This window comes from Vagococcus sp. JNUCC 83, assembly GCF_053667615.1.
Map to the genome: position 1 here is coordinate 2427684 of NZ_CM132204.1, position 24493 is coordinate 2452176.

Consider the following 24493-nt stretch of genomic DNA (forward strand, 5'->3'; position numbering starts at 1 on the left):
AATAAACTAAAAAAGGATGATTTAATGATTTTGCTCGCAACAATTCACGATCCTTATGGTAAATTAGTTCAATCTTTAAAGGCTAATAAACAGATGTTGAATAATATTTTTTCTGATATCTATCTATGTGTTAGTCATGAAACAGATATTAGTTTGATAGAAGAGATACAACAGAGTTTTCTACATGTTTCTATTATCCCCAAAAATGGTGCGGCAGATGCAAGACGAAAGGTTATATTTTATGGGTTAACAACAAAAGAAGTAAACACTAGTTTTTTATACTGTGATTTTGATCGTGTGTTGACATGGTTAGCCACTAATCCAAGCGAATTAAGGGAGTTGGTAGATGATCGTAGTTCCTATGATTACACTATTCTTGGTAGAACAGATGAAGCTTTTACGTCTCATCCTATTAGTTGGCAAGAAACAGAAAAAATAACAAATGATGTAGCTTCTAAATTTTTTTGTTTGGAAAATCTTGATGTTACCGCAGGAGCAGCCATCATGTCAAAAAATGCAGCGACTTTAATAGCAATGAATTCCAATCATTCTCACACGGATTGTGAATGGCCTAAAATTATTACAGACAAAGGTGGGAGTTTATCTCATAAAAAAGTTAACGGTTTATGTTTTAAAAGAGTCAATGAGGTTAATGAAAGTCATGGGGATGATTATATGAACAGGTTGAAATTAGCTTTGAATATTTTAGCTGTATTTAATTAATCATATATGAATAATTAAAAAATACCCTTTCGACTTTTATGTCATCGAAAGGGTATTTTTTATTTAAAATGTGAAATCAGGTGTGTGATTACCTGTATAAGGTTCATGTTCGACAAATACCGTGACGTCATTACCATCTTTATCTTTTCCTGTGCGTTTATAGGTAAATTTTTCGTCGTTTAATTCAGTAATTTCTAGAGCAGCGCCATATTTATTTTCGCCAATAGACACGTGAGCACGTAATTTATTATTATCGATGACTTTAAAGTACCCAAAGTCACCTCTTGATTCTCCAGAGTCAATATCGAAGAATTCATACTTGTTGTTCTTATCATCAAATTTAGCTAAACTAATGAACATTTTGTTTTCTTCTGTTAAATCATTTCCATCCTCATCAGAAACTTTTGTTCCATTCCATAAGGTGTTGCTTAAAATAGTATCCCCAGGCGTTTTTGTTTCAATGGTTCCTGTTTCAGTTGTTAGTTCTTCACGTCCTTTGGTAAATGATAATTCTTTATCATAAGGGATGTGTTGCACAAAGACTTCAATTTCATTTCCTTCCTTGTCTTTTCCCATACGCTTGTAGGTAAATAGCTCATCACTTACCTCAGTTAATTCAACAACAGCTTGATAGTTTTTTGTTGAAGAAATTAAAATACGCTTGCCACCATCGTTAGTCACAAAGAATGTTCCTTCATCACCGCGAGTTTCACCGGTTTCTTTATCAAAGAACTCATAATATCCTGTTTTATCATCATACTTCGCTAACCCAATGAATTCTGCATTTTCTTCTGTCAAATCATTGCCTTTAGCATCTTTTACAACAGTTCCTTGCCAATTAGTAGAAGATAAAATGGACATGTATTCTGCACCGACTGAATCATCTTGTACGACCTCAGATGTTGATGACTCTATTGTACTAGATTTAGCAGTAGAATCCCCACTAGAATTAGACGTTTGATTTGCTGTGGAGCATCCTGTTAGGATAGCACCAGTTAATGCTGTGGTAAATAATAAAGTGTATACTTTTCTTTTCATGTTTGTTTCCTCCTTGTTTTATCTGATAACTTTAGTATACAGAGCGAAAATTAACGGCAAATAAACTCATGGTGAACGATTATAAAATAAAAATGAACAACTATGAACGACTAAGAGAAATAGTTTATAAAAATGTGCGAGTACGCTAAACTGTAGAAAAGGAGGGTGGCAAAAGTGACGATAAAGAAACGATTTATTTATTCTTATGTGAGTGCTATTACAATTACTATTGCTTCTGTTTTTGTGATTGTGTCTTTGACATTTTATGTGGCATTGGGCAAAGTTCCAAGTGTTACTGAAATCTATAAAATGATTACAACACAACGTTCATTAACGGTAGACGAAAAAAACAGTTATTTAGGTTTGTATAATATTGTTCAAGAAAATCCCGATCAACTAAAGTTACCATTAAGTGATGATGTAACAAAACTACTTAAAACAATAGAAGAAAAAAATCTCTATGTTGTGATTAGAAAAGAACAAGATTTTCCGTATTATTCTAACGGGTTAGTTGAAAAATCTTTAAAAGTGCATGCACCAAGTTATGAACTCAACAATTTTGAACCCATCGGCACGTTGGATAATGCAGGTAATATGTATCATTATATAAAGTCTGATTTTTTATATGATGATGGAAAATTTGGAAGTATTATTGTGTTAAAACGCGAGAGCAATTTATTAGAATTTTTTACCAAATGGGGGATTTGGCTTATATTAATCATTATATTATTAGCTGTTTTACTGGCATCATTGATTGTTCAGCGATTAAAAAAAACCATTATTCAGCCCATTGAACACTTAGAAAAAGCCACTTACTCAGTAAAAGATTATGATAATGTGTTAGAAGAAATCACTCAATTTCCTGAAAGAGATATTGTAAAAGAAGTGGAACGACTACAAATTAGTTTTAAAAATATGTGGTTAGAGCTAGCAGAGGCAGAAAAACTTAGTAAGCAGTATGAGGAAAACAGAAAAGAATTAATCACGAATATTTCACATGATTTAAAAACGCCCATTACGTCTATTATGGGTTACGTAGAGGGAATGATGGATGGGGTAGCAAATACAGACGATAAAAAACGGTTATACCTCGAAACGATTTATAAAAAGTCAAAAAGTTTGAACGAATTAATTGAAGAATTATTTTTATACTCTAAGTTTGATATGGATGCAGTGGCTTTTCATTTTGATAGGACTGACCTCACTGATTTTATGCAAGAGTTGATGAACGAGTATTTAGTTGATGATAGCATTCATTGGCTCATTAATTTACCTAATCATCCTGTCTATGCAGAAGTTGATACCATTCAGTTTCATCGAGCCATTACAAATGTTTTACAAAATAGCTTAAAATTTTTAGATAATCAAAAAGATCGACCAACCATAAAAGTGTCTCTCAAGTCTATAAATGGCTTTCTTGTCATCACTGTTGAGGACAATGGGATTGGCATGACTTCTGAACAGATTAATAAAGCATTTCTTAGATTTTATAGAGGAGATAGGTCACGGACACCTTCTATAAAAGGTTCAGGTCTAGGATTAAGCATTGCGGACTATATCATTAAACAACATCATGGAGATATCTTTGTGACAAGCGAAAAAGGACAATGGACCAAGATAGACATTAGACTACCAAAGACAAAAGGAGTGACAAGTGATGAGTCGAGTTTTGATTATTGAAGATGATGAAAGTATTGCAAATTTACAAAAAGATTATTTAGAAATTAATGATTATGAGGTTCATGTTGAAAATGATGGGAAATCTGGTCTCAAAGAAGCATTGGAGAAAGAGTATGATTTAATTATTTTAGATATTATGTTGCCTACTATGGATGGTTTTGAAATTTGTAAAAAAATTCGTTTAACCAAGCAGATTCCTATTATTATTGTCTCAGCCAAGACGGAAGACATAGATAAAATTCGTGGGTTAGGATTAGGTGCTGATGACTACATGATTAAACCATTTAGTCCTAACGAGTTGGTTGCACGTGTTAAGGCACATTTAGCTAGGTTTACCATGTTAACCCAACACACCACTCCTTCTGAAAAAGAAGTGATTACACTTGATGAAGTAACAGTGGATGCTTCTGCGAGAAAGGTGTTTGTTAATGAAATAGAGGTTACTTTTACAACGAAGGAATTTTCATTGTTATTATTTTTAGTGACTCATCCTAATGTTGTATGGAGTAAAGAAAAATTATTTGAATTAATTTGGGAGCAGGAAGTATTCTATAGTGATGTATCAACTGTAACTGTTCATATTAAACGAATTAGAGAAAAGTTAAAACAAAATGGGGTTGCAGCCTTTCCTATTGAAACAATTTGGGGGAGTGGGTATCGATTTAACGTGTAGAATCATTTTTTTAGATATAAAAAGGTCAAAAAAGTCACCTTGTTTATCCAAAATAAGACCTATTTTGTTAGTAATTAACGGGATAATATCAGTATTAAGATAACCGCTATAGGGGATGAATATCATGGATATTAAAGGATTAATTACTTACTATACAAAAGAAGTGGATAAAATGCTCCATGAAAAAAAAGAAGGTTACATTGATGATTTTGAAACAGACTGGACAAGGTCTTTGTATCTCGACTTTATTCAAAAGTTAAAGGAATTGGATGAATATAATCAAAAAAAATAGACTACTTAAAGCAACTTGCTTTAGGTAGTCTATTTTTAGTTATTTTTCATGTATATTTTTTAGTGACGTAGTTCCTTTAATCTCTAAATTTGTTGGATTTGTTCCAGGAGAGCCTGCCATTGCACTTGAATTTAATCCATTATTGATTAGTTTTTTACCCCATTTTTTCTCTAAGTTGACGCCTTGGGCACGTAGATGATCATTTCTCATTCGGATTTTCTCTGATTTCAAAAGCTTTTTATCTGACATAAAAACCCCTCCTTTTTATTAGGATTATTATACCATGGCCTTAACTAACAGTCATCTTATAAAAGTGGTTGTGATAAATGATTGCATGAAAACGATATTTATGAGATCCTGAAAACATATAGATTATGGAAAAAGGACTGTTAAAATGAAAAAAAATATTCATGTTGTCGGGGCGATTATAGCTAAAGAAGGAAAAGTATTCTGTTGCCAAAGAAGTTTGGAAAAAAGTTTACCTGGAAAATGGGAATTCCCAGGTGGAAAAATAGAATCAGGAGAAACAAAGCAACAAGCTTTAGTTCGTGAGCTAAAAGAAGAGTTAGAAATTGATATAGCTGTTTCACAGACAGACTATCTTTCAGTAACTTATGACTATGATTTTGCAGTTGTCAATTTAAGCACATTTATATGCGAAATAGTTTCAGGTCAACCTAAATTAATAGAACATATACAAGCCAAATGGGTAACATTTGAGTCATTGTCTGAATTGGACTGGGCACCGGCAGATTTACCTATTGTAGAGAAATTGATGGAGGTCGGTATTGATGGCTGAACTATTAGAAAAAGCAATAAAAAAAGCATTTATTGATAAAACGGTTGAAAGCCACGTTTTAAATCCAAAATTTATTATTAACGATATGGAAAATAAAGAGTTCTTACTTTCAACATTGCAACAAGAACTACTTACTTGTCAATCGTTCATCCTCTCAGTAGCGTTTATTACACAAGATGGTTTAAATACTATTAAAGCGCAGTTAGCTGATTTAGTTGAGAAAGGTATTAGTGGTAAGATATTAACATCTACTTATTTAGGGTTTAATCATCCAGATGTTTTCCAGTCGTTACTAGGTATTCCAAATGTGGAAGTTAGAATATCTCCTAAAGCAGGTTTTCATTCTAAAGGGTATTTATTTACACATGAACTGCATGAAACGTTTATTATTGGTAGTTCAAATTTAACGATGTCGGCATTAAAGTTAAATTATGAATGGAATGTTAAGTTAACATCCCAAGACAATGGCGAGATGATTTCATCGATTAAGGAGCATTTAAAAAATGAGTGGAAAAACTCTAAGGTACTAACTAAAGGATGGATAGAGGAGTTTTCTAAGACATATCAGCCATTACCAAAACATATACTACGTAATAATCTAGTGAGCGAACAAATCAGTGATTATATTATTCCAAATGCAATGCAAAAGGAAGCACTCCATAGTTTAAAAAAGTTGAGGCAATCAGGAGAAGGAAAAGGATTAATAGTTTCTGCAACTGGAACAGGCAAAACGTATCTAGCTGCTTTTGATGTTGCTGATTATCAACCGAGACGATTTTTATTTATTGTTCATAGGGAACAAATATTACATAAAGCGATGGAATCCTTTAAAAAAGTAATTGGTGGAAATGAGTCTGATTATGGTGTTTTATCTGGTCATAAAAAAGATTTACAGGCTAAATACTTATTTTCCACTATTCAAACAATTTCAAAAGATGAGTATCAAAAAATGTTAGGGCCAGCTGCATTTGATTATATTTTAATTGATGAGGTACATAAGGCAGGGGCTTCGTCATATACAAAAACACTCGATTATTTTAAACCAGATTTTCTTTTAGGTATGACAGCTACGCCAGAACGAACTGATGGATTTAATATCTATGAGTTATTTGATTATAATGTGGCTTATGAAATTCGCTTGCAAGATGCACTAAAAGAAGATTTGTTGTGCCCATTTCACTATTTTGGAGTGACCGATTTTGAAAAAGATGGCCATGTTATTAATGAAACAAGTGATTTATCATATTTAACTTTTGAAGAACGAGTTAATTTTTTAATAGAAAAAATTAATTATTATGGTTGTTCGGGAAACATACCTAAAGGACTGGTTTTCTGTAGTCGTAAAGAAGAGGCGGAAAAGTTATCACAATTATTTACTCAACGAGGTATAACTAGTAGTTATTTATCAGGTGATCATTCTATTGAGCACAGAGAAAGAGTGATTGAAAAATTAGAAAAAGGCGATATTTTATACATCTTTACAGTAGATATTTTTAACGAAGGAATTGACATCCCAGCAATTAATCAAGTGATTATGCTTAGAAATACTCAATCAAATATTATTTTTGTTCAACAGTTGGGTAGGGGGTTAAGAAAAGATGACTCCAAAGAGTTTGTGACTGTGATAGACTTTATTGGAAATTATCAAAATAATTATATGATTCCTATGGCTTTATCTGGCGATTCTTCTAGAAACAAAAACAACTTAAGAAGAGATACTATTGATGTCAATTATATCGCAGGACTCTCAGCAATCAATTTTGAACGTATTGCAAGAGAACGGATTTTCCAGTCGATAGATGTCGCTAAACTAAATACGTTAACTGAGTTAAGAAAAAGCTATCAGCGATTAAAAAATAGGCTAGATAGAATACCAATGTTATATGATTTTGAAGAGATGGGAGAATTAGATCCTTTAGTCATTATTCAAAAAGAGAAAACTTATGATCAATTTTTATTAAAAATGAAAGAAGATATCTCATGTTTGGATAAAGAAAAACAGTTGGCATTAAAATTTTTATCTATTGAATTATTATTTGGCGGTAGACCACATGAATTATTAATTATCCAAGAATTTATAAATAAGAAAAGGCGAACATTATCTAAAGATGCTATTTATCAGCTGTGGGAAGAAAAAAATATTTTTTATGATAAAGATGTGTTAAATTCTGCTTTGTCTGTGCTTAATTTATCATTTTATGAAACAGGGTTGCAAAAAAGTTATCTGCCAGCACAGATGTTTAGTCAGTCTGTTGAGGGGGTGATGACCACTGATTTTTTTGATATGGCTCTGTGTGACAGTACCTTTACTAAATTTATTCAAGATGTTGTTGATACGGGCTTGAAAAAACTGGAAAAACAAGGCATGCCCCATTCTTTAGTATTATATTCAAAATATCGGCGAAAAGATGTTTTAAGGTTACTAAATATGGATTTTAATCAAAATGAACAGGGAATAGGTGGTTATACATACAGTCACAATCAATTTGCAATATTTGTGACATTAGATAAAGGAAAAGATTTTAAGGCGTCACTGATGGCTTACGAGGATGAATTTATTGACGAGCAAACGTTTCGATGGTTTACGAAATCGCCTCGTACAATTGAATCTCCCGAAGTGAAAATATTAAAACATTCTGAAGAGTGGCATATTCATCTATTTGTTAAACGTAAGTATAATAAAAATGATAAAGAAACAGATTTTTATTATTTAGGTGAAATGACCCCAATCATTGAAACAATTGAACAGAAGAAGAAACCAACATCAGATAATCAATTAAAAAATGTCGTTGAAATGGACTTTGAATTAAAACAACGAGTAGAACCAGACATGTATGAATTTTTAACAGGCACATTAGAATAGAGAATAAAGCCACTCCTGACTTAAGGGTGGCTTTTAGAGTATAGTGTCTTATTTCTTTTTCTTCATATAATTCTCACGTAATTTGGTTAGTTGCTCTTTTTTGTCGATTTTATTAGGGATATTTTTTTCATGGTATTTTGAGACAGCTTTTTTCCCTTTATTATCTAATTGATATTTACCCAAAGTATTCACCTCTTTTATTGATTTGTATTTGCTTATATAATATACCTTAATACTTACTGTAAAACCAATAAAAAATGAGGTGTTATCAAATGAGCCAAACAAATAAGAAATTATTAACGGAATTTCAGCAATCCTGGGCACAACATAAGTATTGGGTGATGTCTAGGTCCCAACGAGCATACAATGACATCCGACTAATGGCAAAAGGCAATGAGTGGACTAGTGAAAAAATGTTTAACTACCAAACCGTATTATCTGAATTAGAAACAAAACAGCCAACCGATAAAACTTTAAGAGTTGCTTACCAACATATATGGGGTTATTTTAAAAAAGTCGCGACGATAGAAGAAAAAAATACCTATAAGGAGCTTATTGAAGGCTCTCCCCTAAAAGCTCATGATCTTGAACAATTTTTAAAGGGACTAAGTTATAAATACAATCAACGCTATCTCATCAATATGAAATGGAACTTATCAGATAGAAATTAAATATTCTACTGAAGTGAACACGTAATAATGGACATTTTTTTTAAATGAGTGCTATCATTAAGGTAGTATAAATGTAAGGAGTGATACAATGGCAGATTATAACGTACCAAATGTATGGGAATGGGAAGATGAAAACAATAATAAAGGTGGCAATCGTCCAACAGCCGGTAGTCGTTTCGATAAAACATTACCCGTAGGAGACGCCCCATTTCAAGTTTACTCATTAGGAACCCCAAATGGTGTAAAAGTGACCATAATGTTAGAAGAATTAAAAGAATTAGGTATCACAGGGACTGAATATGATCTATATAAGATTAATATCGGTGAAGGTGATCAATTTGGTTCTGATTTTGTATCAATTAATCCGAACTCTAAAATTCCAGCAATGGTAGATAAAAGTCAACACCCACAAGTTAATGTATTTGAGTCAGGTTCTATTTTAGTTTATCTTGCCGAAAAATTTGATGCTTTATTACCTAAAGAAATTCATAAAAAAACAGAAGTGTTAAATTGGTTATTTTGGCAAGTTGGGTCTGGTCCTTTTGTTGGTGGTGGATTTGGACATTTCTTCCACTATGCCCCAGAAAAATTAAAATATCCAATTGATCGATACACTATGGAGGCAAAAAGACAGCTAGATTTGTTGGATAAAATGTTAGCTGAGAGAGCTTATATTGCAGGAGACGAGTATACTATTGCAGATATCGCTATTTGGTCTTGGTATGGCCAGTTAGCCCTAGGTGACTTATACGAAGGGTCAGCTGAATTTTTAGATATTAAGAGTTATAAAAACTTACTTGAATGGACACATCGAATTGCTAAACGTCCAGGTGTTAAACGTGGCTTAGCAGCAGATTATCAATCAATAGAATAGGGACCAACATATGAGACGAACAAGAAGAAGTAAAAAACGTAAAATCAACTATGGTGTGATTGATGTATTGTTAGACCTGTTATCAAGTATCATCGTTTTTTGGCCTTAAAATAAAAACTATAAAAGCAGAACTATCACTCTGTCTTTTATAGTTTTTTTGTTGGTTAATTAAGAAAATAACGACAATATAATATCTGCTATAAAAGTTTCCAAAAATGCAGCTAAAACAATTAATGGTATGACTAATGTCATATAATACTTAACGCAGTTTTTTAATTCAAAAAGAAAAGAGGTTGTGTTTTTGCGTTTAAACAGTTTATTTCTAATCCATAAATTTAGGCTATATATGCTTGCACCCCAAATCGAAAAGGCACTTAACTCAATAAACATGTGAGGAAAACTTGATAGAATTAAAGTTAGTCCTTTAGTTAATGAAACAGAGAGGACAGAGCCAAAAACAATGCCACTTAAAACAGCAGATAAAATAATGTTTAGTAAATAGACATAAGGAATGGGGATTAAAGCTAATAAAAACATGTTTATAGGGACCTTCATACCATTATTTACGATATATTGTAAAAATTTATTAGATTTGTTAGTTGGATTTCCTAATGAAGGAGTACTATTTAAAATAGACTTTATGTCAGGATGAACAATATAAGTTAGTAATGCTGTGATACTGATAATTAGAAAAATAAATACTAATAATTTTTTTACTCTAGTAAAATTTAGCGAACAGATACTATCACCACTTTCTCATTTTTTAAAAGACTTATTAAAAAATTATATCACATCATCGTTTATTAAAAACAATAATAACTATATATAAAACTAGTTATAGGCTGTTGTTTGACATTGTAAAAAAGGTGCGTTAATATGATTAGAATTAAATGAGAAAAAGATGTTTATTATTTGTAAAGGAGTGAGGGAATATGGAATTTGATTCATTAGTAGTACAAGGTCTACCAGCAGTTGAAAATGAAAAAGGGGCTGTGATTCCTCCGATTCATTTAGCGACAACGTATGTCCAAGAATCGTTATCAAGTTTTCAAGAGTTTGGTTATGGCAGAGGGGAAAATCCTACACGATTTAATCTAGAGGTATTAATTGCTCACCTTGAGGGAGTAAGTCACGGATTTGCTTTTTCTTCAGGTATGGCAGCGACAACCACTGTTTTTAATCTATTTAAAAAAGGGGACAAAGTACTGCTTAATTGTGACTTGTATGGTGGAACGTATCGTTATGCTGACAAATTATTTACACAACAAGGAATTGATTTTGAGTTAGTGGATGATATTAACGAGTTGACAGATGCAGATTTAACACCAAATGTGAAAGGAATTTTTATCGAGACACCGTCTAATCCTTTACTTCGTGTGATTGATATACAAAAATTAAGTGAGTTGGCACATAAACATGAGTGTTTAGTGATTGTGGATAATACTTTTATGACACCATATCTTCAACGGTCTTTTGATTTAGGTGCAGACATTGTGGTGTATTCTGCCACAAAATATTTGAGTGGGCACTCTGACATTATTGCAGGTTTAGTTACAGTAGATGATGAAACATTAGCATCAGAAATTAAGCTGCTTCAAAGTACTTTGGGGAATATCTTGAGTCCATTTGATTCGTTTAATCTTATTCAAGGAATCAAAACGTTAACAGTTCGCATGGATAAGCAAGAAGAGAACACCAAGAAAATCATTAAGTTTCTTGAAAATCATGAGAGAGTTGCTCAGGTGTACTATCCTGGCTCATCTTCAAAGAAAGAAGAAGAGATACAACAGAGACAAGCTAGTGGGATGGGTGCGGTATTCTCAATCGAGTTAGTACCAGAAGCTAGTGCCGAAAAATTTGTAAATGCCTTACATATTATAAATTTAGCTGTTAGTTTAGGTGGTGTGGAGAGTTTAGTATGTCACCCAGCGAGTATGACACATGATTACTATAATCCAGCATTACGACAAAAGATAGGCATCACTGAAGAACTATTACGATTTGCAATAGGAATTGAAAACCCAAATGACTTAATTCAAGATTTAGAGCAAGCACTTAGTAAAGCAATTTAACGGATGATTGATAATAAGTTAAAGGAGTGATTTATATGAAATATTATAATAAAAAAGGCTTGAAAAGCATTTTAGTCGTGATGAATTTGAGGTCTATAACAAAATAAACGACTAAATTTTGATATTTAGGGAATTTAAAATGATGGATATAAAATTAAGAACAATAAAAGAAGAAGATTTATTTTACCTTTGGGAGATAAGCTATGGTTCGAAAGCTGATTTGGAATGGATGAAATTTAACGGACCCTATTTCAATGATCCTATACTTAATTGGGAAGAATTTTTTGCAGGGTACGGGAAAGATATCATTGATGACGCGATGGTTAAGGTGATTACTGTGAATAATAAAATAGTTGGTATAGTTACAGCTTATTGGGAAGACGGAAGCTTAAGGCAATGGTTAGAAATGGGGATTTTACTCTATGATTCAAGTATATGGGGACGTGGAATAGGGAGTACTGCTCTTTCTATGTGGATGGTTGAGTTGTTTGATAAATTTGAGTATTTGCCACATGTAGGTTTTACTACTTGGTCTGGAAATATTAGTATGCAGAAAATTGGTGACAAATGTGGTATGACAAAAGAGGGAGTTATTAGAAAAGTGAGATATTTAAATGGAGTTTATTATGACTCTGTTAAATATGGCATTTTGCGAGAAGAGATGCTAATCAAATAAACTATACCCTCAGATATGGAAGACTAGCTTCTTATCTGAGGGTATTTTGTGATTTATTTGATAAGAGTAAAGTAGTCTAGTTGCCAACTTTGGGTTTTTGTGGCTGCCGAGTTAAGAGTTGTTTCCCATACTGGATATACTCTTATTCCCATTTTTCCTTTTGTTGTGTGACTTTTTAAAATTCCTTTTTTAAGAAGGATATCTTTAGGAAAGTTGAAAAAACCTTTTTTATGTTCATCTAAAATCCAAATAAGTGTGTTATCAGGGGCTTCTTCAAAAGAATATGGCTGATTTTTGTTATAAATATCTTTCTTCCAAAATGAGACAAAATACCCATTTTTCCTTAGTGTCTTTTTCGCCAAACGACTTCTATAAGAGTGTGATTGATGATAGAAAAAGATGCCTTCATAATTGCTATTTTGGCTTTCGTAACTAACATTAGGAAACGAAAAATAATGATTAATTAAATATAGAGATTTCATCAAGATTCCTTTCTGTTCAGGACAATATGTATGATTATCATTTTTTAAACTTAATCTGATTATCCCATATTAATCCAATGAAGGAAATCGCAAAAAAGAGTAGTGGAATGATAATTAAAGGCGTTTTGAGTAAAAGAGTTTTATCGATAATCCCATTAATGACACCTTGATCAATTAAAAGCCAGTTGATGTAGCTAAGTAGCTGTAAGATAAAGATTAAAATAAGACCAATAAATAAGCTAGTGATATAATATTTTTTCATTTCTATCCCCCTTTTAAAATCAGGATACACTAGTCAACGTTAGAATAAAAGAAAAAACAGACCAAATTATTGATCTGTTTTTTTGTTATAGAGTTAAATTCCAGGTGACTGATTGAGTGTTGCTTGGAGCATCCAAACTTTTTTCTCTAAGTCTGTTTTAAAAGAAATGAAAATATCCTGTGTTCCTAAATCTCCCTCTTTTTCGCTCACTTCAATGCCTTTTTCATATAATTTAATCAAGTAAGTGTAACCGGATACTAACGTTTTTAGTCGCTCAGGAATAGGAATGGTGTAACTTCCTCTTTCATCTTTTATTCCTGTATTATCAATAAACTCTTGCAATGTAGAATATGGAGAACCACCTAATGTAATGAGACGTTCAGAAATGACGTCAAGTTGGTCATTTATTTCGTCCATGAACTCATCCATTAAAGGGTGCAAGGATAAAAATTCTGGGCCTCTCATATACCAATGTGTCTGATGAATAACCACTGAAAACTGACTTAAATCTGCAACTAATTGGTTCAATGTTCTTTTAGTTTCTTCTAATGTCATATATATCATCCTCCTATTTATATCTTACACTTGAATTCATATAATTACCAAAAATAAGTGTGAAACATCACAAAAAAGATTAAAATTTTGTTTTATAAATTATTTATTGCACATGTGGTATAATTAAGTAAAAAAGGAGAAGTTAAATGAACATTTTGTTTGTATTTATTTTTTTAGGGGTGTTTATTAGTTTTATTATATGTTTGATTAGACCAAAGTATAGAAGTAAAAAATATTTATTAGGTTCATTGATAACATTGATAGTGTCTTTTATTCTTTTTGGAATAACTACACCAGAAACAGTTATGACAAGTAAAGAGACAAAGGAAAAACAAGAAAAACTAGAGAAAAAATCTGATGAGCGTAAAGTAAAAGAACAAGAAGCACGTGAGAAAAAAGTAGCAGAAGAAAAAGCAAAACAAGAGAAAGAAGCACGTGAGAAGAGGGAGATTGAAGAACAACAAGCAAGAGAACGTTCAGCAAGAGAGGAACAAGCTAGGCAGACAGAACAAAATAGACAACAAGCCACTCAAGTAGAAAATAGAGAAAATACAACAAATGGTATAACAGGTTACTGTAAGGATGGAACACCAGCATCTGGAAATCCAAGTGCTAGAGGAAAAGCCAATAGTTGTTATGGACATGGTGGCTGGGTTAGATAAGATGAAGAAGATGAATTTGCTATTTATATTCGCCCTTATCGTTGGGCTGATAGGGCTATTTTGGTTAGCAATACCTCGTGACACAAAAACAAGTTTCAGGAGTCAATCATCAGACCAAACGATCAAAGGACTAATCCGTAAAGAAAAAGGTGTTTATGTGTTTGGATTTGATAGTTGTCCGTGGTGCAAAGAGTTGTACCCGATTTTAGATGATGTCTTATTGGATAATAAAGAACAGGCGTGGGTAGTTGATACACATGACAAAGATTTTTCTAAAAATAATAGAGATGATTTAAGACAGTTTATTATAGATAACACCACATTTGATGGTGTTGTCGTGCCTTTAATTGTGTTTATTAGTGATGATGGATTTTTACAATATCACGTAGGAACTGTAGCAGATCATGATGCCACGAAAAACGCTTTAACGCACAATCAATCGGAGTACTTACAAGAGATGCTTAATGATATGATTTCAGTATATAAAAAGTATAATCATTATTGACATTTATGCTACCTTATATGATAATTTAATTAACTTAAATTTTGGGAATGAATGTCTCCCACAGTGTTAACACTGAAACCGCAACAAATGCTAATGACTTCTACATACCTTTATTTAGGTGTGTAGGAGTCATTTTTTATTAGGAGGAAAAATATGAAAAAAAAGTTAAAAAATCAGATAGTCTTAATTACCAGTAGCATCATTATTGGAGTTATTGTCGGTGGATTAGACACATTTTTCGGTAAAGTTCTTATTTGGTTATCAACTATCAGAATAGAGTATTTCTTTACACTTGTCCCATTTTTATCTATAGCTGGAATGATGTTTACTTACTTTTTTATAAGATACGGGAAAGACTGTCCTAAAGGTATGTCTTTAGTTTTTGAAACAGGGCATGAGAAAAGAGAGGATATTCCTTTAAGATTGATTCCTTTTGTGATGGTGGGAACATGGATAACCCATCTTTTTGGAGGAAGTGCTGGTAGAGAAGGGGTTGCGGTACAGCTCGGAGCGACTGTATCAAATTGGTTTGGTCGATTAATCAAACAAGACACATTAAGAAGTCAGTTTATTATTATAGGTATTGCTGCAGGGTTTGCCGGATTATTTGAAACACCTATTGCTGCTAGTTTTTTTGCGCTAGAAGTGTTAGTAGTTGGTAAATTACGCTATGATGTCTTGTTCCCAACATTTATTGGTGCGTTTGTAGCAAGCACGACATCTCAAAATTTAGGACTTGAGAAGTTTCAATTTTTATTATCTGAACCTATTCAATTAACAGAAGCATTATTTATCAAATTAGTTATAATTGGTTTATTATTTGGGCTAACTGGGCGATTATTTGTCGAATTATTAGAACAAGCGAAGTATTATGTTTCTAAGATACTAATTCACCCTATTGCCAGAATAGGAATTTGTGGAGTCCTCATAAGTGTGTTAGTCATTGTATTAGGGCAAGGTCGTTATTCAGGGCTTGGGACAAATTTGATTGACATGTCATTTACAGGGGAAACAGTTTATGTTTATGATTGGTTATTAAAAGTGGTTCTTACCGTGTTAACATTGTCAGTTGGCTTTTTGGGTGGAGAAGTTACCCCTCTTTTTTCTATCGGTGCAACTTTAGGTGTCGTGTTGGGCAGTGTGTTCGGGTTACCAATCGAGTTTACAGCAGCATTAGGTTATGCAAGTGTATTTGGGAGTGCAACCAATACATTATTAGCGCCAATATTCATAGGTGGGGAAGTGTTTGGGTTTAGTTATCTTCCTTATTTTGTCATTGTATGTGTGACGTCGTTTGTTTGTAGTAAGGGAAAAAGTATTTATCCATTACAAAAATATATTTAAGTCCCCATTTTTTTAATGTATACTATTATTATAGTTGTTGATTAATTTGTTATGGAGGAATATTTTATGAATAAAAAAATAAAGAAAATGTTATTGATGAGTTCTCTATTAGTTGTAGTTACTGCTTGTGGGAATAGTGGGAATTTTGACCAATCAATGCAAAAAACGAAAGAAGCTATCATAGAAAAAAAGTTTGAACAAGCAGAAGGGTTTGTTGAAATGGCTTTAGAAAGTAAACCGAAAGATGAAGAAGCTAAAAACTACCAAACACAGTTGAAATACTACATTAATGCTTTGGATTATATTGATACGAAAGAATATGATAAAGCAAAATCCAGTCTAGATGCTGTTATAAAAGTAAAAAATGGTTCAGATAAATTAGTAGATTACGCGAAAAAAGAAAAGAAGGAATTAGACAACAAACGATCAGAAAATAAAACAACAGAGTCAAAAGAAACGAAAGAAGAGAATGCCAAAAAAGATGAAGATAAGTCTAGCGCTTTATGGACAGAAGATAAAAAGAATAGCTTACGAGATTTTATGTCACAATTTAGTAATAAGATGGGACAAAATTATAAAGAATATGGGCCTTCCAATAGCGTTGATTTATATGGGGTAAAGGTTCCTGGAGACATATTTAATGGGCAATGGACAATGGCTATTAATAACCAACCTGTTCAAGTTGAATGGTCTGAAACAGGCGAAGGAAGTGCTCCGTATCAGTTAGTGGCTGTTTATTCAGATGCAGACACACAGCCTTATTTACAAAAACATGTTTACTTTTTTGTGATAGAGGGTGGTCAACCAAAAGTATATGTCACACAGCAAAATCAAGGAAATAATGAAAATTATTTACACTTTAGTGAGACGCAAAATCCAGATATTAAAGCAGGATTTAGCCAGATTGTTGGTGGATCTGTGAGTAAGTCTAGTGAACAAACTAGTGATTCAACTAATTATGAAAACAATAAACTATTAGCAGCAAAAGTATTAATTAAAGTAGGTGGTTTGTCATCTTCTAATATAGATAATTTATTAAAACAAGGGACAACATATAATTTGTATTCAGATGAATCTATGGAAATTTGGAGTACAGGTGTTTATTTACCGGAAAATGTAACTATTATTTCTGGAAATCCTTTAGCCGCTGGAATGTTTACTTATCATAATAATGGAGATGGGACGGTAACCATTTATCCCGTACCAAGTCACTACCAGGATAAAGCTTGGGATGATCCTGTAAAAGGAAAAGAACTAGCAAACAAAGTTGTTTCTGACTCTTCAGTAGTCAACATTAAAGATGTATCTGATGATTTAGCGAAAAAAGTAATGACAATTATTGAAAATGATATTTAGAATTAACTATAAACGTATATTTTGTAAAATGACTAATGTATGGTATAATACTTTTAATATGAAAAATATTTATTAAGCGAAATTTGGAATATTTTAATGAAATTTATTCAAACTGGCGTAGCTATAGGGCTACAAGGATGCAATAGAGGTACGGGATTGTGTCGTTTAAATGAGAAGTAAACCTAAATGTAGTAAATAGTCACTCACAACTTTAAAACTTAAATATTGATTAGTTAGATAGCCTGTTTTCCTTAAAGGAAAACAGGCTATCGTTCATTCAAGGAGAGATGCAGAGGTGTGATGAAAATAAGAAAACAGATTAGATGAAAAAACATATTAGAACGTGGATCTAGAAGAATATTTTCAAAAGAGTTTAAGCAACAAATAATGAATTTATACCAATTATGAAAATAAAGAACAGATATTATTCGTGAATACGAAGCAAACCCTTCTAGTTTCAATAAGTGGGTTGAACAAGCAAAGACAATAGGAACATTCGCAGAAAAAGATAATTTCACGTCAGAGCAAAAAATAGTTGATAAAACTAAGAGATAACATAGAAAACCTTGATCTTTTAAAGTAAGCAACGCTGATATTCGGACGAAAAGGTAAGTAATTCACACTAATAAATATAAATATTCCATATCAGTGATGTGTCGAATGTTAAATATTTCAAGACAAATTTATTATTACAAGGAAAAAATCTTTTGTTTGAGAGTGAAATAGAAGAAAGAATAGAAACCCTTTTTAATCAGAATAAAAAAGTCTACGGAGCACGAAAAAGTAAAAAGAACCTTGTATTTAGAAGGAGTGATTATTAGTCGTAAAAAAATACGGCGAATCATAAAGCATCGTCGTCTAGTTTTTGTCTAGACAAAATCGACGTTTAACATTGTACCAACTAATACAAATGAATCAAAGATCATGAATCAATTAAATAGAGACTTTATGTCTCATGTTCTATTAGAAAAAATTTGACGTATCTAACCCATGTAAGAGGTTATCATCAGTGGCATTATGTCTGCTTGATTTTAAATTTGTTTAATCGAGAAGTTATTGATTTTAGTTGCGGTATTTTTAAAAATATCGATTTAGTCAAACGAGTTTTTTTATACGATAGCATATACCTTAACAGTTATTCAAATTCTTACAAATAGAGGAAAAGAATTTGATAATAATTTGATCGGCACAATGTTAGAGACTTTTGATATCAAGCGTTTTCTTAGTAGAAAGGGCTCCCTTGGGATAATGTGGTAGCTGAATCAACGTATAAATCATTTAAAGCAGAATTTATTTATCCTAACTACTTTGAGATACTAAAAGAGTAATTAATTTTTTTAACAGAGACTGCCATTGGTGGAATTATATTCGTTTATGTGGTCCATTAGATTACATGATGCCATTGAAATTCAAATCAGGGAGAGTTAATTTTTTTAAATCAATTACTCGTGAAAGACTTATAGCTAGGAAGACTAATGGTCAAGGGTAATCGAATAATACTTAAAAAATTATGCTCCTTATAAAAACTGTTAAAAAATTGTTACCAATTCAAAGTAATTAGTAAGTATTATGTTAATATAATTGACTGTTCGATTAACGTGCTATATTATTGAGGATGGTGGATTTATTTTAATAAAAAGTATATGGAATAATCATTTGGGTAAAATTAACAAAAAAAAGAAAAGGAGAATAATTATTTTGAAAATCTTTAAAAATATAGCTGTATATAGTTTTTTATTTACTAACATACTACCATTATCCCCAATACTAGTCTCTGCTGAGGACCTAACAGGTAATGAAAGTATTAAAATAAAGACAACAGAGTCACAAGTTGATATATCTGAAAAGAAAATAAAAAGTTATGATAATCAAAAATCTATAGAAATTGATCCACGTTATGTTGCAAATAATTTTGATATTAATATTGACGGAGTTGAAGTAATACCAGGTGCTTGGTTTGATTTCCCTTCATTGGTACAAGGAAAATATTTAGCTGATAACATAAGTTATTTCGTTGATTCTTATACTTTAGATTTAGTTAATGATAAGACCCAGGAAACAAGATCTTTTGATTATATAGGATCTGAATTTTCTTTTGACGTTTCTGACCTAGAGGATGGAATCTATTCTAGCACAATAACCGCAGATGGATATTTTTCAGCAAGTACTGTTCAAATTCCACAACGATGGCAAAGCTCATTTATTATGGAAATAAAATCTACTGATGCTACTGTGCATGTAGATAAACTTTATAATCCTAGTTCCATTGATCTAACGTTTAAAGGTGATTCTAACATTTGGAGTTTAAAAGATGAAACAGGCCATGTTATTGCTAGCGGAAGTGACAATTTTGATTCTTCCATATTGCAAACATTAGAAGAAGGCACGTATACTATTGAAAATACTGCTAATGCAACTACTAGTAATGGTACTGTTGTTCCGCCTACAACAGTAAAAGATGTATTTTATATAAGACATCCTCAAAGCACAACGACTATCGACAGACCGATTAATCCGGGCAGCATTAGTGGCGGACAAAAAATACCGGAGTCAGATTTAACATGGGTTATTAAAGATGATAAAGGAGAAGTCATAAAAGAAGGAGATGGAGCTAACGTTCCAAAAGAGGTTATTGATGAGTTACCAGAAGGGAAATACTCTGCAGAATTTACAGAAACTAGTCCCGAAGGTGAAACGTCAATATCGCAAGATGATTTTTCTATAAGACACCCTCAAAGCACAACGACTATCGACAGACCGATTAATCCGGGCAGCATTAGTGGCGGACAAAAAATACCGGAGTCAGATTTAACATGGGTTATTAAAGATGATAAAGGAGAAGTCATAAAAGAAGGAGATGGAGCTAACGTTCCAAAAGAGGTTATTGATGAGTTACCAGAAGGAAAATACTCTGCAGAATTTACAGAAACTAGTCCCGAAGGTGAAACGTCAATATCGCAAGATGATTTTTCTATAAGACACCCTCAAAGCACAACGACTATCGACAGACCGATTAATCCGGGCAGCATTAGTGGCGGACAAAAAATACCTGAGTCAGATTTAACATGGGTTATTAAAGATGATAAAGGAGAAGTCATAAAAGAAGGAGATGGAGCTAACGTTCCAAAAGAGGTTATTGATGAGTTGCCAGAAGGGAAATACTCTGCAGAATTTACAGAAACTAGTCCCGAAGGTGAAACGTCAATATCGCAAGATGATTTTTCTATAAGACACCCTCAAAGCACAACGACTATCGACAGACCAATTAATCCGGGCAGCATTAGTGGCGGACAAAAAATACCTGAGTCAGATTTAACATGGGTTATTAAAGATGATAAAGGAAACGTCATAAAAGAAGGAAACGGAGCTAACGTTCCAAAAGAAGTTATTGATGAGTTGCCAGAAGGGAAATACTCTGCAGAATTTACAGAGACTAGTCCCGAAGGTGAAACGTCAATATCGCAAGATGATTTTTATATTACGGACCCAACGGACCCAACGGACCCAACGGACCCAACGGACCCAACGGACCCAACGGACCCAACGGACCCAACGGACCCAACGGACCCAACGGATCCAACGGACCCAACGGACCCAACGGACCCAACAGAGCCAACAAATCCAAAAGATACTGATGCCAATCTAATTCAACCAACTGTGCCAAACGTTTCTAAGTTTACACAGAGACAAGTTGGTAAAAATAGTTTAAAATTACCTGAAACTGGAGAAACTGAATCATTTAGTTTAGTTTTATTAGGTGCTATGTTAATAACATTATCAGGGACATATATTTTTAATAGGAAAAGATATAGTGGTGATTTAGATCTATAATATTTAATGAGGCTAACCCAAAAGTCTCTTTACAGAAAACAAGCATTCCAAAATGAAACCTCTCATTTCAGAATGCTTGTTTTTTCGTGATCTCTTACTAATATCCTTCCTATTTTTTCTCAGTTTTCTTAAATTTAGTGCCATTAACGCAAATCCCAGCTCCTGTGAAATCTTATCTTTTCCTCTTACAGAGAATCGATTGAATGCCAAATTAGCCTTCAGATTTCCAAAGGCTGGTTCAACATCTATTTTTCTTTGACGGTATATTTCTCCTGTGACATCCTCTTTCAAAAGCTCTCTTACATGAGCCTTAAAATATTCCCAATTCCCATTTTTTTGAATCACTCGATTTTTACTACTCTTCGCACGAGTACATAATGCTCTAACTGGGCAATTTAAACAAGACTCACATTCATACATTTTAAGTTGTCTTTTGAATCCAGATTTATCCACTCGAGTAGAGTAATTTCTAAATTTGACTTCTCGATTATTCGGGCAAATATAAGCGCCGATTGTAAAATTAAGCTAGACAAATAAAAAATCATTTGTGATACACTCAAATTGTAATTCCGACAAAAGAAAACAAGGAGAGTGCTCACAAATGATCTATACACATCTTACTACAGATGAACTCGTTTTAATAGAATCTTATTATCATATACATAAAAAAGGAATAATTGTTGCTAAGTTATTAAAACGATCAAAACAGACTATTTATAATGTTTACAAAGCTTTTGATGACGGGTTATCTGCACTAGATTACTATAAAAGATATAAAAACAATAAAAAGAAGTGTGGTAGACGTCCTATTTCTTTACCTGATGATGAAACAGAATATATTCAAAAGAAAGTGGTTCAAGGGTGGACTCCAGATGTCATTATTGGTCGTGCGGAGTTTCCTATTTCATGCTCTGTTAGAACTCTTTATAGATTATTTAAACAGGGAACATTTGACGTGTCATCGTTACCTATGAAGGGAAAAAGAAAATCAAATGGTCATAAAGAAAAAAGAGGAAAACAAGCCTTTAAACGAACTATCCATCAACGTAATGAGGACTATCAACACTTTAATCATGAGTTTGGTCACCTCGAAGGTGACACTATTGTTGGAAAAGATCATCAAAGTGCTATCATCACACTCGTTGAAAGACTCTCAAAAGTAATTATTACACTAAAACCAACGGGTAGAAAGGCAGTAAACATTGAAAATAGTCTAAATAATTGGTTTGATAACGTGCCCCATCATCTTTTTAAATCCATCACATTTGATTGTGGAAAAGAGTTTTCTGACTGGAAATCAGTTAGTAACTTGAATGATATTGATATCTATTTTGCTGATCCAGGAACACCGTCACAACGAGGTTTAAACGAAAATTCTAATGGATTATTACGTAAAGATGGATTACTGAAACATATGGATTTCAACAGCGTTGATGAATTTTTTATTCAATCAATTGCATCAAAAAGAAATAAGATTCCGAGAAAATCACTAAATTACCTAACACCATTAGAAGTATTTTTGAGTTATGTCGATCATGATAATTTGTCCAACTTAATTTGACAATTAAAAAAATATAAAACATGTCGTCTATCTAGTAAAATTTAAGTACCATCAAAAATCTAAGATAGAAAGGACGACATGTCATGAATAATCATATCAAAAAAATGTTACGAATGACAGATGAACATTTAGATTTAACAAATACGGAGGAATATAAAATTAAAGGGAAAAACACTTTAGTTATCTTTGGAGTCTATTCTCCCATGCCTTCGGCTTGTAGGAACTGTGGTTCAACTATTGTTGATAATGAAGGGAAAAGTGTCGTTGTTAGAAATGGAAAAAAGGAAGTAACTATTCAGTTAGATTCTTATCAAAATATGCCCACTATTTTAAAACGGTTAATTGTAGAATCAAGTTAGCCACCCTAAAATAATAAAAAAACACCATAAAAATTCATGTATCATTGAAGTATCTACCCAACAACGAAAGGAATTTTTATCATGGCGCAAATTCAGAATACCACACAAAAATTGACTTATAAACATCTTTCCTTTGAAGAAAGACGACTTATTGAAGTTTGGCATAATAGAGGTGATTCTAATAGAGCAATCGGTAAACGATTAGGTCGACACCATCAAACAATAAACAATGAGCTAAAACGTGGTACAACAACGCAAATCAAAGAAAATAAAAAGCCTAGACAACTCTATTTTGCTGAGACAGGACAAGCTAAATATATAGAAAATAGAAAGCGTTGTGGTGCTAATTCTAAGCTAGCCAGTGCTGTTGACTTTATTAATTATGCCTGTAAACAGATTATTGATTTTAATTGGTCACCAGATGCAATTGTTGGTTTTATCAAGTCCATGAGGACTTGGAATACACCTACTGTCTCTACTAAGACACTTTATAATTATATTGATAGTGGCTTTTTACCTATTAGAAACCATCATCTCAAGATGAAGATCAGACTCTCACCTAAAAAGAAAAGAAGTCGTAAGCATAAAAAAGAACTAGGAAAATCGATTGATGAACGACCAAGTACAGTTGATGATAGAAAAAACTTTGGTCATTGGGAAATAGATAGCGTTATTGGTTCAAAATCTAAAGATGATAATGCTATACTTACTCTTGTTGAAAGAAAAACGCGTTACATGATCACTGTTGTTTTAGATGATCATACAGAAGAGTCTGTTTGTTATACTGTTAATCGATTAAAATCTGAGTTCGGACAAGTTAATTTTAGCAAGATGTTTCAATCAATTACTGCTGATAATGGTAGTGAATTTAGCTCGCTTCATGATACTCTCCAACAAATAACGGATGTCTATTTTGCTCATCCTTATTCTTCTTGGGAACGAGGTACAAATGAAAGACATAATGGTTTATTAAGACAATTTATTCTGAAAGGAACTCCAATCTGCGACTACTCAAAACAATTCATTCAACTGGCTACTGAAAAAATTAATCTTTTACCACGTAAAATCTTAAATTATAGACAACCAGCTACATTATTTTTAGAAGAAATTCAAAAGCTTAAAATCAAAACATGTTGGTAAGGATGGATTTTAATAGAATAACACAAAAAATTAGATGTTTTTACCTAGGTGGCTAACTTAATATTGCAATTTAGA

25 protein-coding genes, 2 pseudogenes and 1 riboswitch are annotated in these 24493 nt (G+C 32.5%); of the genes and pseudogenes, 19 read left to right on the forward strand and 8 right to left on the reverse strand.

Annotated features, from left to right (window positions below):
* Positions 1–24 precede the first annotated feature (24 nt).
* Positions 25–723 carry a hypothetical protein gene (locus JNUCC83_RS11980; protein ID WP_454460181.1) on the forward strand — a complete coding sequence of 233 codons (699 nt, stop codon included), beginning with the start codon at positions 25–27 and terminating at the stop codon, positions 721–723.
* A gap of 63 nt (positions 724–786) precedes the next feature.
* Here JNUCC83_RS11980 and JNUCC83_RS11985 read toward each other — a convergent pair whose 3' ends face one another.
* Positions 787–1761, reverse strand: a complete 975-nt coding sequence (locus JNUCC83_RS11985; RefSeq protein WP_454460182.1) for a DUF4822 domain-containing protein — start codon at positions 1759–1761, stop codon at positions 787–789.
* A 174-nt stretch (positions 1762–1935) separates the two neighbouring features.
* Between JNUCC83_RS11985 and JNUCC83_RS11990 the strand changes: the two genes are divergently transcribed.
* From JNUCC83_RS11990 to JNUCC83_RS12000, 3 genes are all read left to right on the forward strand, one after another.
* Positions 1936–3441, forward strand: coding sequence for a sensor histidine kinase (locus JNUCC83_RS11990; RefSeq protein ID WP_454460183.1), 1506 nt, complete (start codon positions 1936–1938; stop codon positions 3439–3441).
* A complete protein-coding gene (locus tag JNUCC83_RS11995) occupies positions 3419–4114 on the forward strand; it encodes a response regulator transcription factor (protein WP_454460184.1) in 696 nt (231 codons plus the stop codon). The genes JNUCC83_RS11990 and JNUCC83_RS11995 overlap by 23 nt, the downstream gene beginning before the upstream one ends.
* A gap of 124 nt (positions 4115–4238) precedes the next feature.
* Complete coding sequence (locus JNUCC83_RS12000) at positions 4239–4406, forward strand: hypothetical protein (RefSeq protein ID WP_454460185.1); 168 nt, start codon at positions 4239–4241, stop codon at positions 4404–4406.
* A 39-nt stretch (positions 4407–4445) separates the two neighbouring features.
* Here JNUCC83_RS12000 and JNUCC83_RS12005 read toward each other — a convergent pair whose 3' ends face one another.
* On the reverse strand, positions 4446–4655 hold the full coding sequence (locus JNUCC83_RS12005) for a hypothetical protein (RefSeq protein WP_454460186.1): 210 nt from the start codon (positions 4653–4655) through the stop codon (positions 4446–4448).
* 145 nt (positions 4656–4800) lie between these two features.
* On the opposite strand from JNUCC83_RS12005, the gene JNUCC83_RS12010 reads away from it, so the two are divergent.
* Both JNUCC83_RS12010 and JNUCC83_RS12015 read left to right on the forward strand, forming a co-directional pair.
* Positions 4801–5205 (forward strand): (deoxy)nucleoside triphosphate pyrophosphohydrolase, encoded by a 405-nt coding sequence (locus tag JNUCC83_RS12010; RefSeq protein WP_454460187.1) that lies wholly within the window; start codon positions 4801–4803, stop codon positions 5203–5205.
* Positions 5198–8068 (forward strand): DEAD/DEAH box helicase, encoded by a 2871-nt coding sequence (locus tag JNUCC83_RS12015; protein WP_454460188.1) that lies wholly within the window; start codon positions 5198–5200, stop codon positions 8066–8068. The genes JNUCC83_RS12010 and JNUCC83_RS12015 overlap by 8 nt, the downstream gene beginning before the upstream one ends.
* A gap of 48 nt (positions 8069–8116) precedes the next feature.
* Here the strand turns inward: JNUCC83_RS12015 and JNUCC83_RS12020 are convergent, their stop codons facing one another.
* Complete coding sequence (locus JNUCC83_RS12020; RefSeq protein WP_454460189.1) at positions 8117–8251, reverse strand: hypothetical protein; 135 nt, start codon at positions 8249–8251, stop codon at positions 8117–8119.
* A gap of 89 nt (positions 8252–8340) precedes the next feature.
* Between JNUCC83_RS12020 and JNUCC83_RS12025 the strand changes: the two genes are divergently transcribed.
* Entirely contained in the window at positions 8341–8739 is a 399-nt protein-coding gene (locus tag JNUCC83_RS12025) for a DUF1722 domain-containing protein (RefSeq protein ID WP_454460190.1), read from the forward strand.
* Positions 8740–8827: 88 nt separating this feature from the next.
* The gene (gene yghU / locus JNUCC83_RS12030) at positions 8828–9613 is read left to right on the forward strand and encodes a glutathione-dependent disulfide-bond oxidoreductase (RefSeq protein ID WP_454460191.1); all 786 of its coding nucleotides are present in this window, start codon (positions 8828–8830) and stop codon (positions 9611–9613) included.
* Between the two features lie 168 nt (positions 9614–9781).
* On the opposite strand, the gene JNUCC83_RS12035 is transcribed toward yghU, so the two are convergent.
* The gene (locus tag JNUCC83_RS12035) at positions 9782–10354 is read right to left on the reverse strand and encodes a stage II sporulation protein M (protein ID WP_454461370.1); all 573 of its coding nucleotides are present in this window, start codon (positions 10352–10354) and stop codon (positions 9782–9784) included.
* Between the two features lie 191 nt (positions 10355–10545).
* Here JNUCC83_RS12035 and JNUCC83_RS12040 point away from each other — a divergent pair, with 191 nt between their 5' ends.
* A complete protein-coding gene (locus tag JNUCC83_RS12040) occupies positions 10546–11685 on the forward strand; it encodes a trans-sulfuration enzyme family protein (protein WP_454460192.1) in 1140 nt (379 codons plus the stop codon).
* Positions 11686–11824: 139 nt separating this feature from the next.
* Entirely contained in the window at positions 11825–12361 is a 537-nt protein-coding gene (locus tag JNUCC83_RS12045) for a GNAT family N-acetyltransferase (protein WP_454460193.1), read from the forward strand.
* 53 nt (positions 12362–12414) lie between these two features.
* On the opposite strand, the gene JNUCC83_RS12050 is transcribed toward JNUCC83_RS12045, so the two are convergent.
* The 3 genes from JNUCC83_RS12050 to JNUCC83_RS12060 all read right to left on the reverse strand — a co-directional run bounded on the left by JNUCC83_RS12050 (position 12415) and on the right by JNUCC83_RS12060 (position 13660).
* Complete coding sequence (locus JNUCC83_RS12050; protein WP_454460194.1) at positions 12415–12843, reverse strand: MepB family protein; 429 nt, start codon at positions 12841–12843, stop codon at positions 12415–12417.
* A gap of 37 nt (positions 12844–12880) precedes the next feature.
* Positions 12881–13105 carry a hypothetical protein gene (locus JNUCC83_RS12055; RefSeq protein WP_454460195.1) on the reverse strand — a complete coding sequence of 75 codons (225 nt, stop codon included), beginning with the start codon at positions 13103–13105 and terminating at the stop codon, positions 12881–12883.
* A gap of 93 nt (positions 13106–13198) precedes the next feature.
* Positions 13199–13660: a Dps family protein gene (locus JNUCC83_RS12060; protein WP_454460196.1), complete on the reverse strand. Its 462-nt coding sequence runs from the start codon at positions 13658–13660 to the stop codon at positions 13199–13201.
* Between the two features lie 146 nt (positions 13661–13806).
* Here JNUCC83_RS12060 and JNUCC83_RS12065 point away from each other — a divergent pair, with 146 nt between their 5' ends.
* From JNUCC83_RS12065 to JNUCC83_RS12090, 6 genes and pseudogenes are all read left to right on the forward strand, one after another.
* Positions 13807–14322, forward strand: a complete 516-nt coding sequence (locus tag JNUCC83_RS12065) for a hypothetical protein (protein ID WP_454460197.1) — start codon at positions 13807–13809, stop codon at positions 14320–14322.
* Positions 14270–14827 (forward strand): hypothetical protein, encoded by a 558-nt coding sequence (locus tag JNUCC83_RS12070; protein WP_454460198.1) that lies wholly within the window; start codon positions 14270–14272, stop codon positions 14825–14827. Before JNUCC83_RS12065 ends, JNUCC83_RS12070 begins: the two co-directional genes overlap by 53 nt.
* A gap of 34 nt (positions 14828–14861) precedes the next feature.
* A riboswitch (Fluoride riboswitch) is annotated at positions 14862–14937 on the forward strand.
* A gap of 43 nt (positions 14938–14980) precedes the next feature.
* Positions 14981–16171, forward strand: a complete 1191-nt coding sequence (locus tag JNUCC83_RS12075) for a chloride channel protein (protein ID WP_454460199.1) — start codon at positions 14981–14983, stop codon at positions 16169–16171.
* A gap of 66 nt (positions 16172–16237) precedes the next feature.
* The gene (locus JNUCC83_RS12080; protein ID WP_454460200.1) at positions 16238–17527 is read left to right on the forward strand and encodes a DUF4767 domain-containing protein; all 1290 of its coding nucleotides are present in this window, start codon (positions 16238–16240) and stop codon (positions 17525–17527) included.
* A 387-nt stretch (positions 17528–17914) separates the two neighbouring features.
* Positions 17915–19016 (forward strand): annotated as a pseudogene (locus tag JNUCC83_RS12085) (IS3 family transposase).
* 209 nt (positions 19017–19225) lie between these two features.
* Positions 19226–21358, forward strand: coding sequence for an LPXTG cell wall anchor domain-containing protein (locus JNUCC83_RS12090; RefSeq protein WP_454460201.1), 2133 nt, complete (start codon positions 19226–19228; stop codon positions 21356–21358).
* A gap of 113 nt (positions 21359–21471) precedes the next feature.
* Here JNUCC83_RS12090 and JNUCC83_RS12095 read toward each other — a convergent pair.
* Positions 21472–21862: pseudogene (locus JNUCC83_RS12095) on the reverse strand (transposase); the annotation flags it as partial.
* A gap of 97 nt (positions 21863–21959) precedes the next feature.
* Here JNUCC83_RS12095 and JNUCC83_RS12100 point away from each other — a divergent pair.
* The 3 genes from JNUCC83_RS12100 (at position 21960) to JNUCC83_RS12110 (ending at position 24418) form a co-directional block, all read left to right on the forward strand.
* Entirely contained in the window at positions 21960–22919 is a 960-nt protein-coding gene (locus JNUCC83_RS12100) for an IS30 family transposase (protein WP_454460202.1), read from the forward strand.
* Positions 22920–23002: 83 nt separating this feature from the next.
* Positions 23003–23278, forward strand: a complete 276-nt coding sequence (locus JNUCC83_RS12105; RefSeq protein WP_454460203.1) for a hypothetical protein — start codon at positions 23003–23005, stop codon at positions 23276–23278.
* Between the two features lie 81 nt (positions 23279–23359).
* The gene (locus JNUCC83_RS12110; RefSeq protein ID WP_454460204.1) at positions 23360–24418 is read left to right on the forward strand and encodes an IS30 family transposase; all 1059 of its coding nucleotides are present in this window, start codon (positions 23360–23362) and stop codon (positions 24416–24418) included.
* The last annotated feature ends 75 nt before the right edge of the window (positions 24419–24493 follow it).

What these genes read in the sequence shown, in the direction of transcription:
- JNUCC83_RS11985 (WP_454460182.1), bottom strand. Translation starts at nt 1,761, where the DNA reads ATGAAAAGAAAAGTATACACTTTATTATTTACCACAGCATTAACTGGT.
- JNUCC83_RS12075 (WP_454460199.1), top strand. Translation starts at nt 14,981, where the DNA reads ATGAAAAAAAAGTTAAAAAATCAGATAGTCTTAATTACCAGTAGCATC.
- JNUCC83_RS12105 (WP_454460203.1), top strand. Translation starts at nt 23,003, where the DNA reads ATGAATAATCATATCAAAAAAATGTTACGAATGACAGATGAACATTTA.
- JNUCC83_RS11980 (WP_454460181.1), top strand. Translation starts at nt 25, where the DNA reads ATGATTTTGCTCGCAACAATTCACGATCCTTATGGTAAATTAGTTCAA.
- JNUCC83_RS12100 (WP_454460202.1), top strand. Translation starts at nt 21,960, where the DNA reads ATGATCTATACACATCTTACTACAGATGAACTCGTTTTAATAGAATCT.
- JNUCC83_RS12110 (WP_454460204.1), top strand. Translation starts at nt 23,360, where the DNA reads ATGGCGCAAATTCAGAATACCACACAAAAATTGACTTATAAACATCTT.
- JNUCC83_RS12050 (WP_454460194.1), bottom strand. Translation starts at nt 12,843, where the DNA reads ATGAAATCTCTATATTTAATTAATCATTATTTTTCGTTTCCTAATGTT.
- JNUCC83_RS12080 (WP_454460200.1), top strand. Translation starts at nt 16,238, where the DNA reads ATGAATAAAAAAATAAAGAAAATGTTATTGATGAGTTCTCTATTAGTT.
- JNUCC83_RS12000 (WP_454460185.1), top strand. Translation starts at nt 4,239, where the DNA reads ATGGATATTAAAGGATTAATTACTTACTATACAAAAGAAGTGGATAAA.
- yghU (WP_454460191.1), top strand. Translation starts at nt 8,828, where the DNA reads ATGGCAGATTATAACGTACCAAATGTATGGGAATGGGAAGATGAAAAC.
- JNUCC83_RS12065 (WP_454460197.1), top strand. Translation starts at nt 13,807, where the DNA reads ATGAACATTTTGTTTGTATTTATTTTTTTAGGGGTGTTTATTAGTTTT.
- JNUCC83_RS11995 (WP_454460184.1), top strand. Translation starts at nt 3,419, where the DNA reads ATGAGTCGAGTTTTGATTATTGAAGATGATGAAAGTATTGCAAATTTA.
- JNUCC83_RS12010 (WP_454460187.1), top strand. Translation starts at nt 4,801, where the DNA reads ATGAAAAAAAATATTCATGTTGTCGGGGCGATTATAGCTAAAGAAGGA.
- JNUCC83_RS12060 (WP_454460196.1), bottom strand. Translation starts at nt 13,660, where the DNA reads ATGACATTAGAAGAAACTAAAAGAACATTGAACCAATTAGTTGCAGAT.
- JNUCC83_RS12055 (WP_454460195.1), bottom strand. Translation starts at nt 13,105, where the DNA reads ATGAAAAAATATTATATCACTAGCTTATTTATTGGTCTTATTTTAATC.
- JNUCC83_RS12005 (WP_454460186.1), bottom strand. Translation starts at nt 4,655, where the DNA reads ATGTCAGATAAAAAGCTTTTGAAATCAGAGAAAATCCGAATGAGAAAT.
- JNUCC83_RS12025 (WP_454460190.1), top strand. Translation starts at nt 8,341, where the DNA reads ATGAGCCAAACAAATAAGAAATTATTAACGGAATTTCAGCAATCCTGG.
- JNUCC83_RS12015 (WP_454460188.1), top strand. Translation starts at nt 5,198, where the DNA reads ATGGCTGAACTATTAGAAAAAGCAATAAAAAAAGCATTTATTGATAAA.
- JNUCC83_RS12045 (WP_454460193.1), top strand. Translation starts at nt 11,825, where the DNA reads ATGATGGATATAAAATTAAGAACAATAAAAGAAGAAGATTTATTTTAC.
- JNUCC83_RS12040 (WP_454460192.1), top strand. Translation starts at nt 10,546, where the DNA reads ATGGAATTTGATTCATTAGTAGTACAAGGTCTACCAGCAGTTGAAAAT.